The sequence below is a fragment of the Streptosporangium sp. NBC_01639 genome (assembly GCF_045209755.1).
Lineage (GTDB): Bacteria > Actinomycetota > Actinomycetes > Streptosporangiales > Streptosporangiaceae > Streptosporangium.
Genome location: NZ_CP109272.1, coordinates 3,030,889 through 3,045,388, shown reverse-complemented (window position 1 = coordinate 3,045,388; position 14,500 = coordinate 3,030,889). Strand labels below are relative to the sequence as shown.

General features: G+C 73.0%; 11 protein-coding genes. 9 read left to right on the top strand and 2 right to left on the bottom strand.

Annotated features, from left to right (window positions below; translation table 11 throughout):
- Nucleotides 1-157: 157 nt before the first annotated feature.
- From OHA77_RS13595 to OHA77_RS13580, 4 genes are all read left to right on the top strand, one after another.
- Nucleotides 158-2,149, top strand: coding sequence for a protein kinase domain-containing protein (locus OHA77_RS13595; protein WP_406318425.1), 1,992 nt, complete (start codon nucleotides 158-160; stop codon nucleotides 2,147-2,149).
- 3 nt (nucleotides 2,150-2,152) lie between these two features.
- Entirely contained in the window at nucleotides 2,153-5,020 is a 2,868-nt protein-coding gene (locus OHA77_RS13590; protein ID WP_406318424.1) for a BTAD domain-containing putative transcriptional regulator, read from the top strand.
- A 79-nt stretch (nucleotides 5,021-5,099) separates the two neighbouring features.
- A complete protein-coding gene (locus OHA77_RS13585) occupies nucleotides 5,100-5,720 on the top strand; it encodes a hypothetical protein (protein WP_406318423.1) in 621 nt (206 codons plus the stop codon).
- Nucleotides 5,704-6,297: an OmpA family protein gene (locus OHA77_RS13580; RefSeq protein WP_406318422.1), complete on the top strand. Its 594-nt coding sequence runs from the start codon at nucleotides 5,704-5,706 to the stop codon at nucleotides 6,295-6,297. The genes OHA77_RS13585 and OHA77_RS13580 overlap by 17 nt, the downstream gene beginning before the upstream one ends.
- 17 nt (nucleotides 6,298-6,314) lie before the next feature.
- On the opposite strand, the gene OHA77_RS13575 is transcribed toward OHA77_RS13580, so the two are convergent.
- The gene (locus tag OHA77_RS13575; RefSeq protein WP_406318421.1) at nucleotides 6,315-7,205 is read right to left on the bottom strand and encodes a S1C family serine protease; all 891 of its coding nucleotides are present in this window, start codon (nucleotides 7,203-7,205) and stop codon (nucleotides 6,315-6,317) included.
- On the opposite strand from OHA77_RS13575, the gene OHA77_RS13570 reads away from it, so the two are divergent.
- A complete protein-coding gene (locus OHA77_RS13570; protein ID WP_406318420.1) occupies nucleotides 7,192-7,398 on the top strand; it encodes a hypothetical protein in 207 nt (68 codons plus the stop codon). The genes OHA77_RS13575 and OHA77_RS13570 overlap by 14 nt on opposite strands.
- An 84-nt stretch (nucleotides 7,399-7,482) precedes the next feature.
- Here the strand turns inward: OHA77_RS13570 and OHA77_RS13565 are convergent, their stop codons facing one another.
- Complete coding sequence (locus OHA77_RS13565; protein ID WP_406318419.1) at nucleotides 7,483-8,946, bottom strand: AMP-binding protein; 1,464 nt, start codon at nucleotides 8,944-8,946, stop codon at nucleotides 7,483-7,485.
- A gap of 133 nt (nucleotides 8,947-9,079) precedes the next feature.
- On the opposite strand from OHA77_RS13565, the gene OHA77_RS13560 reads away from it, so the two are divergent.
- From OHA77_RS13560 to OHA77_RS13545, 4 genes are all read left to right on the top strand, one after another.
- The gene (locus tag OHA77_RS13560; protein WP_406318418.1) at nucleotides 9,080-10,072 is read left to right on the top strand and encodes a hypothetical protein; all 993 of its coding nucleotides are present in this window, start codon (nucleotides 9,080-9,082) and stop codon (nucleotides 10,070-10,072) included.
- Between the two features lie 54 nt (nucleotides 10,073-10,126).
- The gene (locus tag OHA77_RS13555; RefSeq protein WP_406318416.1) at nucleotides 10,127-12,340 is read left to right on the top strand and encodes an acyl-CoA dehydrogenase; all 2,214 of its coding nucleotides are present in this window, start codon (nucleotides 10,127-10,129) and stop codon (nucleotides 12,338-12,340) included.
- A 66-nt stretch (nucleotides 12,341-12,406) separates the two neighbouring features.
- Nucleotides 12,407-14,227, top strand: coding sequence for a hypothetical protein (locus OHA77_RS13550; protein ID WP_406318415.1), 1,821 nt, complete (start codon nucleotides 12,407-12,409; stop codon nucleotides 14,225-14,227).
- A gap of 133 nt (nucleotides 14,228-14,360) precedes the next feature.
- On the top strand, nucleotides 14,361-14,492 hold the full coding sequence (locus tag OHA77_RS13545; RefSeq protein ID WP_326820252.1) for a hypothetical protein: 132 nt from the start codon (nucleotides 14,361-14,363) through the stop codon (nucleotides 14,490-14,492).
- The last annotated feature ends 8 nt before the right edge of the window (nucleotides 14,493-14,500 follow it).

Below are 14,500 nucleotides of genomic sequence, written 5' to 3'. Positions count from 1 at the left end.
CCGCATTCGAACGTGCGGAGCAGATCGTCGAAGGGCGGTCGGCCGGCGATGTCGCCGGCCGACCGCCCTTGATCTTTTTCTGGGCGAGGATCGCCGTTGTGCACGTCACGGAGTACGGGGAAGTGGGACGAACGTCGGGAAAGCTAGGCTAACCCCGATGAATCCTTCGGAACAGGTCACACCAGGCGATTCGCCGGTGATCGGCGGCTACACGCTCCGGCGCGTGCTCGGGCGCGGCGGCATGGGCACCGTGCACCTCGCCACCACCCCGGCCGGTGCGCTGGCCGCGGTGAAGGTGATCAATCCGGAACTGGCCCGCGATCCGGCCTTCCAGCGGCGTTTCGAGCGCGAGGTCGCCGCCGCCCGCCTGGTGGCCCGGTTCTGTACGGCCCCCGTGCTGGACGCCGGGTTCGACGGGGACGTGGCCTACCTCGTCACCGAATACGTCAAGGGCCCCGACCTGGCGCATGCCGTACGGGAACAGGGGCCGATGGCCGGCTCCGACCTGGAGGCCCTGGCGGTCGGCATCGCGGTGGCGCTGAACGCGATCCACGGAGCCGGGGTGGTCCACCGGGATCTCAAGCCGTCGAACGTGCTGCTCTCCCCGCTGGGCCCACGCGTGATCGACTTCGGGATCGCGAAGCTGGTCGAGGGGGACAGCCTGGTGACCCAGGCGATTCTGGGGACGCCCGCGTTCATGGCTCCCGAACAGGTGCGTGGGGAGCCGATCACCCCGGCGGCGGACGTCTACGCCTGGGGCGGTGTGGTCGTGTTCGCGGGGACCGGGCGGTTGCCGTTCGGCGGTGGGGCGCCCGCGGAGGTCCTCTACCGGATCGTCAACGAGGGGCCGCACCTCGACGGGCTGGACGGGCGGATGCGCGGCTTCGTCGAGCGGGCCATGGCCAAGGACCCGGCGAGCCGGCCGAGCGCCCGGGAACTGCTCGGCGAGCTGGTCGGCGGCCCGGACGCGACACCCGCGACGGCCATCCGGGTGGTCGAGCGGACCTGGACCGGTCAGCCTCCGGCCGAGGCCGATCCGACCCGGGCCCAGGGCATGGGCGAGCAGCCCGCTCCGGACCGGTCGCACGGCACGTCCGGACAGCCGGGGCGATCAGTACAAGCATGGCCGCAGGGCATGTCCGGACAGCCGGCTCCGAGCTGGTCACCGGGCCCGCATGGTCAGGGCGGTCGGTCCGGGCAGGGTGACCGCGCCGAACAGGGCTGGCCGCCGGGTCCGCCCGGTCCGCCTGGTCGGTCCGGGCCGGGCGACCGGCCCGGACCGGGATGGCCGCAGAACCTGCCCGAATACTCCGGTACGGGCATCGCCGGACAGGACCGGACGGATATGACTGGGGGACGTCCCCTCGGCCCGCCGCCGTATACGGCCGTGGGCGGCGGCACGCTGCCGGTCGGGGTCGGTGGGCCGGATCTCGGCCCGCCGCCGGTCGGGGCCGGAACCGCCGGGCGGGACCGGCCGGCGGCCCCCCGGGGCAGGCGACGGAGAAGGCTGCTCGCCGGGCTGGCCGCCCTGACCGTGGCGGTGGGGGCGGCGACGTGGTGGGCCGTGGCGAGGCCCGGCGAGGAGTGGCCGTTCCATGCCGACTTCGGTGCCGCGGACCACTCCTGGTCGGTGGGTGCCACCGAGGCCGGGCGCGCGGAGACGGCCGACGGGGCCTACGTGCTGACCGTGAAACCGGGCTGGCGGCTGTGGAAGTCGGCTCCAGGCCCGGCCGAGCCCGAGTCGGGGGTGGTCATCAGCGGCGCGGCACGCCTGACCGAGGGGTCGGGGGAGTTCGGTGTCTGGTGCCGGGGCGACGCCGGCACCGGTGACCGATATGAGTTCGGGGTCAACGACGCCGGGACGGTCTCGATCACCAAACGCCAGGCCGGGCAGCAGGGCGTCGTCCTGTACGGCCCCGTCGAAAACACGAACATCAAGAAGTCGGCGGACAACCGCATCGTCGCCGAGTGCCGTCCCGACGGGACGAAGCTCGCCCTGCGGATGTGGGTCAACGACGCGTTCGCCGGTGAGGCCGTCGACGACGCCCCCCATGCTCCCGGACTGACCGGCCTGTATGCGGCGCCGGACGGCGACGCGGAGCTGCGGGTGAGGTTCGACTCGTTCGACCTGCGCCCGGCAGGCGGATAGCGCATGCGGTTCGGTGTGCTCGGTCCCCTCCAGATCCTCGACGGCGAACGGATCCTGCCGCCGCCGGGCCCGGCCAAGCACCGTGCGGTCCTGGCCGCCCTGCTGCTGGGCGCGGGACGCGTCGTGACGCTCGACCGGCTGGTCGCCGTGGTGTGGGGCGAGGACCCGCCGGCCTCCGCCGAGCCGGTGCTGCGGGTCTACGTGAGCGCGCTGCGCCGTCTGGTCGGAGCCGAGACCATCCGTACGGTCCCCGGGGGCTACCTGATCGCCGTCACCCCCGACCAGGTGGACGCGCACCGGTTCGAGCACATGGTGGAGCGGGCCCGCCGGAGCCGCGACGCGGGGAGGGCGGCCGAGGCGGCCGACGAGCTGCGTGCCGCGCTGGGGTCGTGGCGCGGACCGGCGCTGGCCGACGTCGACTCCGGCGAGCTGCGGCAGGCGCACGCCGTACGCCTTGAGGAGCTGCGCCTCGGCGCCACCGAGGACCGGATCGACCTCGACCTCGCGCTCGGACGCCACGGCGAGGTCGTCGGTGAGCTCCGTGCCCTGGTGGCCGCCTACCCGCTCAGGGAACGCGCATGGGGACAGCTGGTTCTCGCACTGCACCGGGGAGGGAGGCGTTCCGAGGCGCTCGCGGCCTACCAGGACGCCCGCCGCCTGCTGGTGGAGGAGCTGGGCCTGGAGCCGGGACCCGAGCTGCGGGCGGCCCACGACAGGGTGCTGGCGGGAGAGAGCCGGGAGCCCGGTGCCCGGACGCAGGAAGCGCCGAACGAGACGCCGCCCGACATCGCCGACTTCACCGGCCGCACGCAGGTCCTGAACTGGATCGCCGGGGAGACACCCGCTCCCGGCGGAGCCCCGGTGCATCTGGTGCTGCACGGTTCCGCCGGTTCGGGCAAAAGCGCGGTGGCCGTCCGCGCGGCCACGCTGCTGGGTGCGCGGTTCCCCGACGGCCGGCTGTACGCCGCGCTGCGTGCGGGCGACCGGCCGGTCGGCGTGGGCGCCGTGCTGGAGGACCTGCTGCGCTCTCTCGGCTGCCCCGAAGGTGCCGTGCCCGCGGGTATCGAGGACAGGGTGCGGCTCTACCGCAGCATGACGGCCACCCGGCGGCTGCTGGTGGTGCTGGACGACGCCGTGGGCGAGTCCCAGGTCAGGCCGCTGCTGCCGACAGGACCGGGGTGCCTGACGCTGGTGACCAGCAGGTCCCCGCTGTACGGGCTGGAGGCCTCCCGTGCCTTCGAGCTCGGCGTGCTCGAAGGCGCCGAATCGGTGGCGATGCTGGCCGGGGTGGTGGGGGAGCAGCGGGTGCGGGCCGAGCCGCAGGCCGCCCGGCGGATCGCCGAGCTGTGCGGCGGGCTTCCGCTGGCGCTGCGGATCGCGGGGTCCCGGCTGGCCAGGCGGCCCGGCTGGACCCTGGAGCACCTGGCCGGGCGGTTGAGTGACGAACGGGTGCGCCTGGACGAGCTGGCCGCGGGCGACCTGGCGGTGCGCAGCAGCCTCGGTCTCGGCTATCGCGGTCTGGCGGAGGAGGAACAGCGGCTGCTGCGGCGCCTGGGGGCGCTGTCGGCGCCGGATGTGGCGCCGTGGGCCGCCGCGGCGGTGTTCGGCGGTCTGCGGGTGGATCGGATCCTGGAGGAGCTGGCGGCGGCCGGTCTGCTCCAGGAGCGCGGGCTGGACGACGTGGGCCAGGAGCGGTACGGCCGGCATGACCTGACCCGGCTCTACGCCGCCGAACGCCTCGTCGAGGAGGAGGGCACGGCGGCGCGGGTGCTCGCCGTACTCGCGCGAGAGGTCCTGGACCGGGTCCGGCGGGCCCGTACCCTGCTGCTGCCCGCCGAGCCGGGCACCGGCCGGACCGTCGCCCGCACGGCGGGGCAGAGCGCGGCCGTGGAGACGACGCACCTGCGGGAGTCGGCCCGGTGGCTCGCGGCCGAACGGGGGTTCCTGGTCGCCGCCGTCGCGGACTTCCACCGCGCGGGGCTGGCCGAGGCGGCCTGGCGGCTGGCGTTCTACCTGACGCCGTTCTTCGAGCTGCGTGCCCACCACGAGGACTGGCACGCGACGAACCGGATCGGGCTGGAGGCGGCGCGGCAGGCGGGGCACCGCCATGGCGAGGCGCTGCTGCTGAGGGCGCTGGGCGACCTGCACCGGATCGAGGGGCGCCTGGACGACGCCGTGCGGGCGCTCCAGGCTGCACTGGCCCATTTCCGGGATCTCGCCGACGGCGCCGAGGAGGCGCGTGCGCGCTACCGTCTCAGCCTGGTCCTCATCGCCCAGGACCGTCCGGCCGAGGCGGAGCGGTCCCTGGCGGCGTGTCTGACCGCGTTCGAGTCGGCCGGTGACGCGCGTGGCCGGGCGGACGCGCTGCGCTCGCTGGGTTCGGTACGACGGGCCGAGGACCTGCTGACAGCCGCCCTCGACGCCTACCGGGAACTGGGCGACCCCCGGGGCCAGGCGGCGGCCCTGCGCGAGCTGGCCCTTCTCCACCTGGACCGGCGGAGCCTGCCCGCCGCCCGTGACTGCGCCGAGCGCGCCCTCCGCGTCGACCGGCGGTTGGGGGACCGGCTGCCCGAGGCCTCGGGCCTGGTGCTGCTGGCTCGCGTGGCGCGCGCCGAGGGTGTGCCGGGGACGGCGCGGGCGGCGGCGACGGAGGCCCTGACGATCTTCAAGGAGTACGGCGACCGCCGTGGGACCGCCCACGCGCTGCTGGTCCTGGCCGGGGCGGATCTCGATGACGACGAGATCGACGGGGCCTTCACCGCGATCTCCGGCGCCGTGGAGGAGTTCGACGCTCTCGGCGACCGGCGAGGTTCGGCCGAGGCGGAGGAGCTCGCGCGGGAGGCGCGCCGCCGCCGTGGCCTCTGGTCATAGCGGACTATACGGATCCTGAACGTCGCACCTCTACATTCATGTCCGACCCTGACCCCCCGACAAGCAGAGGTGACAGAGCATGCGAAGGAAGATCGCGCTCGCCGTGGCCGCCCCGGGACTGGTGGTGGCCCTGACGGCGTGCGGCGCGCTCGGCGGCCAGCAGCAGGGCAGCAGCGGCCAGGAACGTCAGTCCCGGCAGACCTCCGAAACCGCGGCCACCGGCGCGTCGTCGTCCGAGGCGGCGCGGGACCAGGCCCCGCCCGAGGCGACGGCGAGCGCGCCGTCCCAGCAGGGGAAGGTGATCGCCACCCGTGAGGTCAAGGCCGGAGGAGCCGAGCTGACCGTGGACATCACGGGGCTCCGGCGGCAGGGACGGCTGATCACGCTGAGCTGGACCGTCACCAACACCGGCGACGCCGTCTGGGACATGAGCAGCAATCTGGGGGACACGCCCGCCTATCTCGGCCTGACGGTGGCCGGGGTGAGCCTCGTCGATCCCGTGAACGCCAAGCGTTACCGGGTCGCCCGTACCGGAGAGAAGGGCACCGCCGAGTGCGCGTGCTCGGACTACGACGTCACGACCGACGCGGGGGAGGTCGTCCCGCTGTACGCGACGTACGCCGCGCCGCCGCCCGACGTGCAGAAGATCAACGTGGAGATGCCCGTCCTCGGGGTGTTCACCGATGTCCCGATCTCCTGAGTCCGCCTGGCGAGTCCTGGGCGCCGCGGTGCTGGCCGCGGTGCTGGCTGCGGGGCTCGTCGCCGGAGCCGCGCCGGCGGCGTGGGCGGAGCCGGACCCGCCGGCCGACGCCACGGCGCCGGTGGACGACCTCATCCTGCCGGTGGACGACCTCCTGGCCGAGATCGAGTCCCTGGACGGCAGCGAGAGCGAGTCCAAACAGGGCGAGACGATCACCCTCGCGCTCACCAGCGACGTCCTGTTCGCCCTGGACGAGGCCGCGCTGACGGCCAGGGCGACGGCACGGCTGGGGAAGGTCGCGGACAAGATCAGGCAGGAGTCGACCGGAGGGCTGATCAAGATCATGGGACACACCGACGACCAGGGCACCGACGCCTACAACGACCGGCTGTCCCTGCGGCGGGCGCAGGCCGTACAGGAAGGGCTCCGCACGCTGCTGGCCGGGCAGGGCGTGTCCTTCCGGGCCGACGGCTTCGGCGAGCGGCGGCCGAAGGTGCCCAACGTCGTCGACGGCGAGCCCGTCGAGGAGAACCGGGCCAGGAACCGCCGCGTCGAGATCGTCTTCACCGCCAAATGACTTCGGGCGGCCGCCGGTCAGCCGCCGGGGAGTTCGCTCAGACGTACGGTGACCGTGGTGGTGGAGCCGTCGGGACGCATGATCTTCACCTTGGTCCGGTCCCCGGGGTTCAGCGAGGTGAGGACCTCCGACAGGGCCTGCGTCGTCGGGGTGGGTGTGTCGTTGACCGAGGTGATCAGGTCGCCCGCCCTGATGCCCGCCTGGTCGGCGCTGCCGCCCGGAGTCACGCGCGCGACGCCGACGCCCACCGGCTGACCCTCGGTGTCGACCACCGTCTGGACGGTGACGCCCAGGGCGGCCCGGTGGGTGTTGGTCACCTTGCCGCTCTTGATGATCTGCTGGGCGATGTCCGTGGCGGTGTTGGACGGGATGGCGAAGCCGATGCCGGGGGCCTGTCCCCCGCCGAGTTCGGGGTTGACGGCGGCCAGGGTCGGGATGCCGATGACCTCGCCGGCGAGGTTGACCAGGGCGCCGCCGCTGTTTCCCGGGTTGATCGCGGCCGAGGTCTGGATGGCGCCGGTGATCGTGGCGCCGGGGGAATCGCTGTCCGTGGGCTCGCTGATCGTACGGCCCAGCGCGGAGACGATGCCGTTGGTCACGCTGCCCGACAGGCCCAGGGGGTTGCCCATGGCCAGCACGATCTGGCCGACCCGCAGCCGGGCGGAGTCGCCGAACGGGGCCGGTTTGAGGCCGGCGGGGTCGTCGACTTTGATCACGGCCAGGTCGCCGAGGTTGAAGGCCCTCACGAGCTTGGCCGTCCGGGGGGCGCCGCCGCTGGCGAGGGTCACCTCGAAACGCTTGGCCCGGCCGACCACGTGGGCATTGGTGACGATGTGTCCGGAGCTGTCGTAGACGATGCCCGAGCCGAGGCCGTTCTCCGTGGTGATCTGCACGATGGAGGGCAGCACCTTGGTGATGACCTCCTCGTACTTCCCTTCCAGGGAGGCCTCGCCGTCGGGGGCCCGGGACGGGGCCGACGGCGAGGCGGTCGGTGACGGAGCCGGCGACGAGGCCGGTGGCAAGGCTGGAGACGAGGCCGGCGACGAGGCGCTGGGCACGTTGGTGGGCGTCGCGCCGGACAGCTGTGATCGCACGGTCTGACCGCAGCCGGCCAGTGCCAGGACGACGGCGGTGAACAGTGCGACACGTGAAGTTGATCCCCCCATAAGGGGATATCTGCCCAGCTCAGAGTGGAAGATACGTCTCGCGGAGGTTACTCCGGCTGAGCTTTCCGGTGGGGGTGCGCGGCAACCGGTCGCGATACTCGATCACGCGGGGGTGCTTGAGGCGCGCCAGCCGGGGCGCGCAGTGGGCCAGCAGGTCGGCGGTGAGGCCGGGGCCGGGCTCGGCGCCGGGGGCCGGTTGCACCAGGGCGACGACCCGTTGCCCCCACTCCGGATCCGGTACGCCGATCACGGCCACGTCCGCCACGGAAGGATGCTCCAGCAGGGCCGCCTCGACCTCGGCGGGGTAGATGTTCACCCCGCCGGAGATGATCAGGTCGGTCCGCCGGTCGCAGAGGAACAGATAACCCTCCTCGTCCAGGTAGCCGATGTCGCCCGGGGTGTACTGGCGGCCGCGCATGGCGGAGGCGGTCTTGGACGGATCCCGGTGGTATTCGAACCGGTTGATGCCGCCGATGTAGACCAGGCCCGGCTCGCCGGGCGGCGGTTCCGTGCCGTCGTCGGCGACGATCGTGAACTCCAGGCCGTCGACCGCCCGGCCGACCGTGCCCGGCCTGGCCAGCCATTCGGCCGAGGAGACCATGGTGGCCACGGCGGCCTCGGTCGAGCCGTAGTACTCCCACAGCACCGGACCGAGCCAGTCGATCATGGCCCGTTTGGTGGCGGGCGGGCAGGGGGCAGCGCCGTGATAGAGGTGAGTTAACGACGATAAATCGTATTTTGTCTTTATTGAAGCGGGCAGAGCCAGCAGCCGGTGGAACATGGTCGGCACCATGAACGCGTTGGTCACCCGGTGCCGCTCGATCAGCTCCAGTGTCTCCGCCGCCTCGAACTTCTCGGTCACCACGAGCGTGTGGCCGAACTGCAGCGCCATCATCGCCTGGCCGTACGGGGCGGAGTGGTAGAGCTGGGACAGGACCAGGTGCACGCCGTCGGGTGGCAGCGCGAAGTGCCGCCAGCTCTTACGCATCAGGATCGGGTAGAGGCCCTCGGGATCGAGTTCGATCAGCCGCCTCCGGACCCCCTTGGGCCTGCCGGTGGTGCCGGAGGTGTAGAGCATCATCGATCCGGCCCGGCGGTCCTCGGGCGGCGTCGTGGGCCGCCCCTCGGCGATCTCGCCGACTCCCGGGGAGCCGTCCGGCAGGGCTCCCGGGTGGCGCTCGGAGCCGACCACCACGCGCGCCGCGCAGTCGGTGACGATGTAGCCGATCTCCTCGGCGGTGTAGTGCCAGTTCACCGGGACGTGGTAGGCGCCGATCTGGTAGGTCGCGAGCATCATCGTGACCGCGTCCGTCCCGTTGGGCAGCACCGTCACCACGGCGTCGCCGGGGCGGACGCCACGGGCCACGAGACCGTGGGAGACCTGGTTGACCCGGTCGTGGAGCTCGCCGTATGTCGTGGTGGTGTCCGCGGCGACGGCGACACGTGCGGGGTCGGCCGCGGCGATCTCGTAGAAGCCCCTCATAGGCGCGACCATACAGAACGACATTCTGTTTGTGGAAGGGGAATGTCGGCACCAGGGAAAATGGTCACCTCGTGGCTTAAGCGTAATTATGTCGCGGTGTGTCGATCAGGCCAGGTGACGTAATGTGACGCCTATGGCGGACGTTGGTGGAAACTCTTCCGGGCGTTCTCAGGAGAGATACGTCCCCTCGTACGAGGCGCTTACGGCACCCATACCCGTCGTCCGCGACGACGACGGTTCGATGATCGGCACGCGGGTCCCCCGGCGCTTCCCCATCGGGGACGGTGAGGAGACCGTGCTCGTCCCCCGGCGCGCCGATGGATCGTTCCGCACGCCCGGCCAGCCCCCTCCGTGGGGTGCCGCGACCGGCGCTCCCGGCGCCGTCGAGCAGCCCGGTCCGCAGGTCCGCCGGGGGAGCACCCGGATCCGGGCCGTCTACAGCGTCGCCGCCGCCGTCGTCACCGCGGCCGCGGTCGTCCTGACCTTCGTGCTGTTCTCCGGGGACGAGCCCGACGACTCGGTGCAACTCCCGCAGGCCGACGCGGCGACCGAGCCGATGCGCCCCCGGGCCGCGCCCACGATCACGCTTCCCGGACTGCCCAGGGTGAAGGCCCTGCAGGCGCTGCCCGGCACGCCGAGCCCGGTGCTGGGCGCGGTGACCGACGCCAAGGCCGCGATCACCTACGTCAAGCTGGGCAAGCCGTGGGCGGTCAGGGCCATCCCGTCGTTCTCCGTCGGCCAGCAGGTGGGCGCGGTACGGCGGCCGCCCACGATGGCCGCCTCCGGGCCGCTCCCCGGCGCGACGCCCGCCTCCGCCCTGAAGACGGGGGCCGAGTTCCGCAAGGCGGCGCTGAGCGCGGTCAGGTGGACGATCCGCAACCACTATCCGGCGGGCAGCAGGGTCACCTGGACCGCCTCGCAGCAGCCGGCCACGGGCCGGGGCTGGACGTTCGGCTACCGGGTGACCTACCGGGTGCAGGGGAAGGCCCGCACATCGCAGGCGGCGCTCTCGCTGCTGGACGTGGGTCGCAGGAAGCCGGCGATGCTCTTCGTGACCGTCTCCGACACCAACAAGAAGCTCTGGGCGGACATCGCCCCTCTGGTGGCCAGTGCCCGCGCGTTGTGATGGAAGTACATTCTAGAATATGGTTCTGCCACTGAACCGTTTCTGGAGGCTGTCATGGCGATCGGGTTGAGCGAGGAGCACGAGGCGCTCCGCGAGTCGGTGAGCGGCTGGGCGGAGCGGAACATTCCCTCCGAGGTCGTGCGCGCGGCCGTCGCGGCCGAGGGTAAGGGGCGCCCCGCCTTCTGGTCCGGCCTGGCCGAGCAGGGGCTTCTCGGCCTGCACCTGCCGGAGGAGCACGGCGGCAGCGGGTACGGCCTGCTGGAGACGGCCGTCGCCGTCGAGGCTCTCGGCGAGCGGGTCGCCCCCGGCCCCTACGTCCCGACCGTGTTCGCCTCCGCGGCGATCCTGGCCTCCGACGGCAAGGCCCACGCCGAGCTTCTGCCCGGCCTCGCCGACGGCACGCTGACCGGCGCGGTCGCGCTGACCGGCTCGATCACCGGCAGCCGGGGCGAGGACGGCACGCTGATCATCGGCGGCACCGCCGAGCCCGTCCTGGGCGGCGCGCTCGCCGACGTCCTCCTGCTCCCGGTGCACACCGACCAGGGAGAGGAATGGGTCGCGCTGGACGCCTCCCAGGCCACCGTCACCCCGATCAAGTCGCTCGACCTCACCCGCGGTGTGGCCAAGGTGGAACTGGACGCGGTGGCCGTGCCGGCGGGCCGGGTGCTGGACGGCCTGCAGGGCCCCGCGGTCCTCAACCTCGCCGCGATCCTGTTCGGCGCCGAGGCCGCGGGCGTCGCGTCGTGGTGCGTGCGCGCCGCGGCGGACTACGCCAAGGTGCGCGTGCAGTTCGGCCGCCCGATCGGCCAGTTCCAGGGCGTCAAGCACAAGGCCGCCCGGATGCTCGTCGCCCTGGAGCAGGCCCGCGCCACCGTGTGGGACGCCACCCGCGCCGGGGCCGAGAACGCCGCCGGGGAGGAGGCCGCCTACACCGCCGCGATCGTCGGGGTGGTCGCCCCCGACGCCGCGGTGCAGTGCGCCAAGGACGCCGTGCAGATCTTCGGCGGCATCGGCTACACCTACGAGCACGACGCCCACCTCTACTACCGCCGCGCACTGACCCTGCGGGCGCTGCTCGGCTCCTCCGCCGAGTGGGCCGAGTCCGTCGCCACGCTGGCGCTGAACGGTGTCAGCCGGGAGTTGGAGATCGACCTGCCGGACGACGCCGCCGCGCTGCGTGAGGAGATCCGGGCCGAGATTGCCGAGATCGCCGGGCTGGAGGGCGCCGAGCAGAAGCGGGCACTGGCCAAGGCCGGTTACGTCATGCCGCACCTGGCCCGGCCGTGGGGCCGCGACGCCAAGCCGCTGGAGCAGGTCCTCATCTTCCAGGAGCTCAAGGCCGCCCGCGTCAGACTGCCCCAGATGATCATTGGTGCCTGGGTGGTCCCGTCGATCGCCGCATACGGCACGCCCGAGCAGCAGGAGCGCTTCCTGCCCGCCACGCTGAGCGGCGAGATGATCTGGTGCCAGCTCTTCTCCGAGCCGGGCGCCGGCTCCGACCTCGCCTCGTTGCAGATGAAGGCCGAGAAGGTCGAGGGCGGCTGGAAGCTCAACGGCCAGAAGATCTGGACCTCGGTCGCCCATGTGGCCGAGTGGGGCATCTGCATCGCCCGCAACTCCTCCGCGGGTTCCAAGCACGACGGCATCACCTACTTCCTGGTCGACATGAAGGGCCAGGGCGTCACGGTCCGGCCGCTGACCGAGATGACCGGTGAGAACCTGTTCAACGAGGTCTTCTTCGACGACGTCTTCGTCCCGGACGAGCAGGTCGTCGGCGAGGTCGGCCAGGGCTGGAAGGTGGCCCGCAACACCCTGTCCAACGAGCGGGTCTCGCTCTCCTCCGGCTCCGGCGGCACCGGCTCGTCGGTCCCCGACCTGGTCGGGCTGGCCGGTCGGCTCGGTCGCGAGCTCACCCCCGCCGAGCGGCAGGAGCTGGCCCGGGTGGTCTGCGAGGGGCACTCGATCAACGCCCTCGGCCTGCGGGTGACGCTGAAGCAGCTCACCGGCGTCGAGCCGGGCGCCGACGCCTCGGTCCGCAAGCTCCTGTCCACCTCGCACGCCCAGCACGTCTCGGAGTGCGCGGTCGGGCTGCTCGGCACCTCCGCCGTCATCGCCGCCGACATGAAGCTCGGCGACGCGGGTTACTGGAACCGGGCGGTGCTGGCCACCCGCGCCATGACGATCTACGGCGGCACCACCGAGGTGCAGCTCAACATCATCGGTGAGCGCATGCTGGGGCTGCCCCGCGACCCGGAGCCCGGCAAGTAATCAGCTGAGACGGTGCCTCCGGATATGTCAGTGCATATCCGGATGCACCGTCTAAGGTCGGTCAGCATGCGGAGCGGCTGGGTCGAGACGGCGGAGCGGCTCGCGCCCGCCCTGCTCGGGCTGCTGCTCGGCCTGCTGGCCCTCGGGCCCGCGCTGGGCCCGGGTTTCGTGCTCAGGTACGACATGGTGTTCGTGCCCGACCCGCCGCTGGTCCTGCCGGGGCAGGGATTTCCCCGGGCGGTCCCCAGCGACCTGGTGGTCGCCCTGCTCTCCCGGGTCGTGCCCGCCCAGCTCGTCCAGAAGACGGTCCTGATCGGGATCTTCGTGCTGGCCGCCTCGGGCGCGGCCGCGCTGGTGCCCTCACGGTGCCTCGGGCCCCGGCTGGCCGCGGCGGCCTTCTACGCCTGGAACGCCTACCTCGCCCAGCGGCTCCTCCTCGGTCAGTGGGCGCTGCTGCTGGGCGTCGCCGGGCTGCCCTGGGCGGTGCGGGCCGCGGTGCTCGGCGGCCGGGCGCGTCTGGCCGCCGCGCTGCTTCCGGCGGCGGTGGGCGGGTTCCAGGCGATGCTGGTCTCCGCGCTGACGCTGCTCGCCACGGTGGCGACCTCCCCGCCGCCCGGCGGTCGCGCGCTCCGGCGGCCGGATGGCAGCGGTGCCGGCGATGGGATCCCCGGCCGCGTTCCCGGGCGGCCGTTCGGCGGCCGCTCGGCGATGCGGAGATGGTTCGCCGGAGGCCGTCCGGTGCCGAGGGTGCGGCGGGTGGCCGAGGTCATGTCGGTCGTGGGGGCACTGAGCCTGCCGTGGCTGGTGCCGGCCCTGCTCAGCCGGGCGGTCACCGACCCGGCCGGAGCCCAGGCGTTCGCCGCCCGGGCCGACGGGCCGCTCGGGACGGTGGGGAGCCTGCTGTCGCTCGGCGGGATCTGGAACGCCAACGCCGTCGTGCCGGGGCAGGGGTCCTGGTGGTCGGCGATCGTACGGCTGGCGCTCGCCGCGGTCGCCGTCTGGGGATTCGCCCGGCTGTCCGGCCCGCGGGCCGGGCCGTACGGCGGCACGGGGAGGCGGGTCTCCGGACCCGGTGCCGCGCGGGCCGGGCCGTACGGCGGCACGGGGCGGAGAGTCCCCGCACCCGATGCCGCGCGGGCGGCGGCCGGGTGCGGGAAGGCCCGTTCCGGCGGCACCGCGCGGGGGGAGGCGCCGCCGTACCGGACCGGGCTGGCGGTGGCGGCGGCGACGGGGCTGGCGGTCGCCCTGGCGGGGGCCTTCGCGCCCGGCCTGCTGGGCGGCCTGATCGCCTGGTGGCCGGGGTTCGGGCCGCTCCGGGACGGACAGCTCTACCTCGCCCCGTTCGCCCTGCTCCAGGCCGTGGGCCTGGCCTGCGTCGTCGCGCGCTGGGACTCGCGCGCGGTCGCGGCCGTCGCGGTGGCCGTCCCCGTCCTGGCCCTGCCCACCTTCGCGCTGGGCGCCTTCGGGAGACTGTCGGCGGTCGACTACCCGGACGAGTGGCGCCGGGTCCAGGCGATCGTGAACGCCGACCCGGCGCCGGGAACGCTGCTGTCGCTGCCGTGGGGAGCGCACCGGGCGTTCTCCTGGAACCAGGGCCGGGTCATCCTCGATCCGGCGACCAAGATGTTCCGGCGTCCGGTGCTCTGGAACGACGCGTTGCTGGTGGGCGTACCCGATGGGGCCCGGTTGCGGATCGCGGCGGAGGATCCGGCGGTGGCCGGGGCGGAGGCGGCCCTGCGCACCGGGCCGGCCGGGCGGGCGGACGCGCTGGCGAGGCTGGGGATCCGCTACGTTCTCGCCCAAGCGGGTGATAACACGTTCCAGGGCGCCGCGACGGTGTTCCAGGGGCGCGAGATCCGCCTCCTGCGCCTTGAACCGCCGTCCTGAGCCGGATGTATCCCCAGCTCCTGGAAGTACCCGACGGTAACTTTCTTTGTCACGGTTTCACTAAGCCTATGGCTTATGAGATGAATCACGTTCTACTCTCGGCACACTGTCCGGTATTTGGAGGGAGAGCCCAGTGATACGCGTGATCACCGCCCTGGCCGTTGGGGCAATCCTCGCGGTCGGTGCCTCCGTGGCCGTGGTGAACGTGGCCTCGCCCACCCCCGAGGCCCCCAACCGTCCCCTGTACAACTACGGCGAGAGGTGATCTGAGGG

What these genes read in the sequence shown, in the direction of transcription:
- OHA77_RS13595 (WP_406318425.1), top strand. Translation starts at nt 158, where the DNA reads ATGAATCCTTCGGAACAGGTCACACCAGGCGATTCGCCGGTGATCGGC.
- OHA77_RS13590 (WP_406318424.1), top strand. Translation starts at nt 2,153, where the DNA reads ATGCGGTTCGGTGTGCTCGGTCCCCTCCAGATCCTCGACGGCGAACGG.
- OHA77_RS13585 (WP_406318423.1), top strand. Translation starts at nt 5,100, where the DNA reads ATGCGAAGGAAGATCGCGCTCGCCGTGGCCGCCCCGGGACTGGTGGTG.
- OHA77_RS13580 (WP_406318422.1), top strand. Translation starts at nt 5,704, where the DNA reads ATGTCCCGATCTCCTGAGTCCGCCTGGCGAGTCCTGGGCGCCGCGGTG.
- OHA77_RS13570 (WP_406318420.1), top strand. Translation starts at nt 7,192, where the DNA reads ATGGAGGGCAGCACCTTGGTGATGACCTCCTCGTACTTCCCTTCCAGG.
- OHA77_RS13565 (WP_406318419.1), bottom strand. Translation starts at nt 8,946, where the DNA reads ATGAGGGGCTTCTACGAGATCGCCGCGGCCGACCCCGCACGTGTCGCC.
- OHA77_RS13560 (WP_406318418.1), top strand. Translation starts at nt 9,080, where the DNA reads ATGGCGGACGTTGGTGGAAACTCTTCCGGGCGTTCTCAGGAGAGATAC.
- OHA77_RS13555 (WP_406318416.1), top strand. Translation starts at nt 10,127, where the DNA reads ATGGCGATCGGGTTGAGCGAGGAGCACGAGGCGCTCCGCGAGTCGGTG.
- OHA77_RS13550 (WP_406318415.1), top strand. Translation starts at nt 12,407, where the DNA reads ATGCGGAGCGGCTGGGTCGAGACGGCGGAGCGGCTCGCGCCCGCCCTG.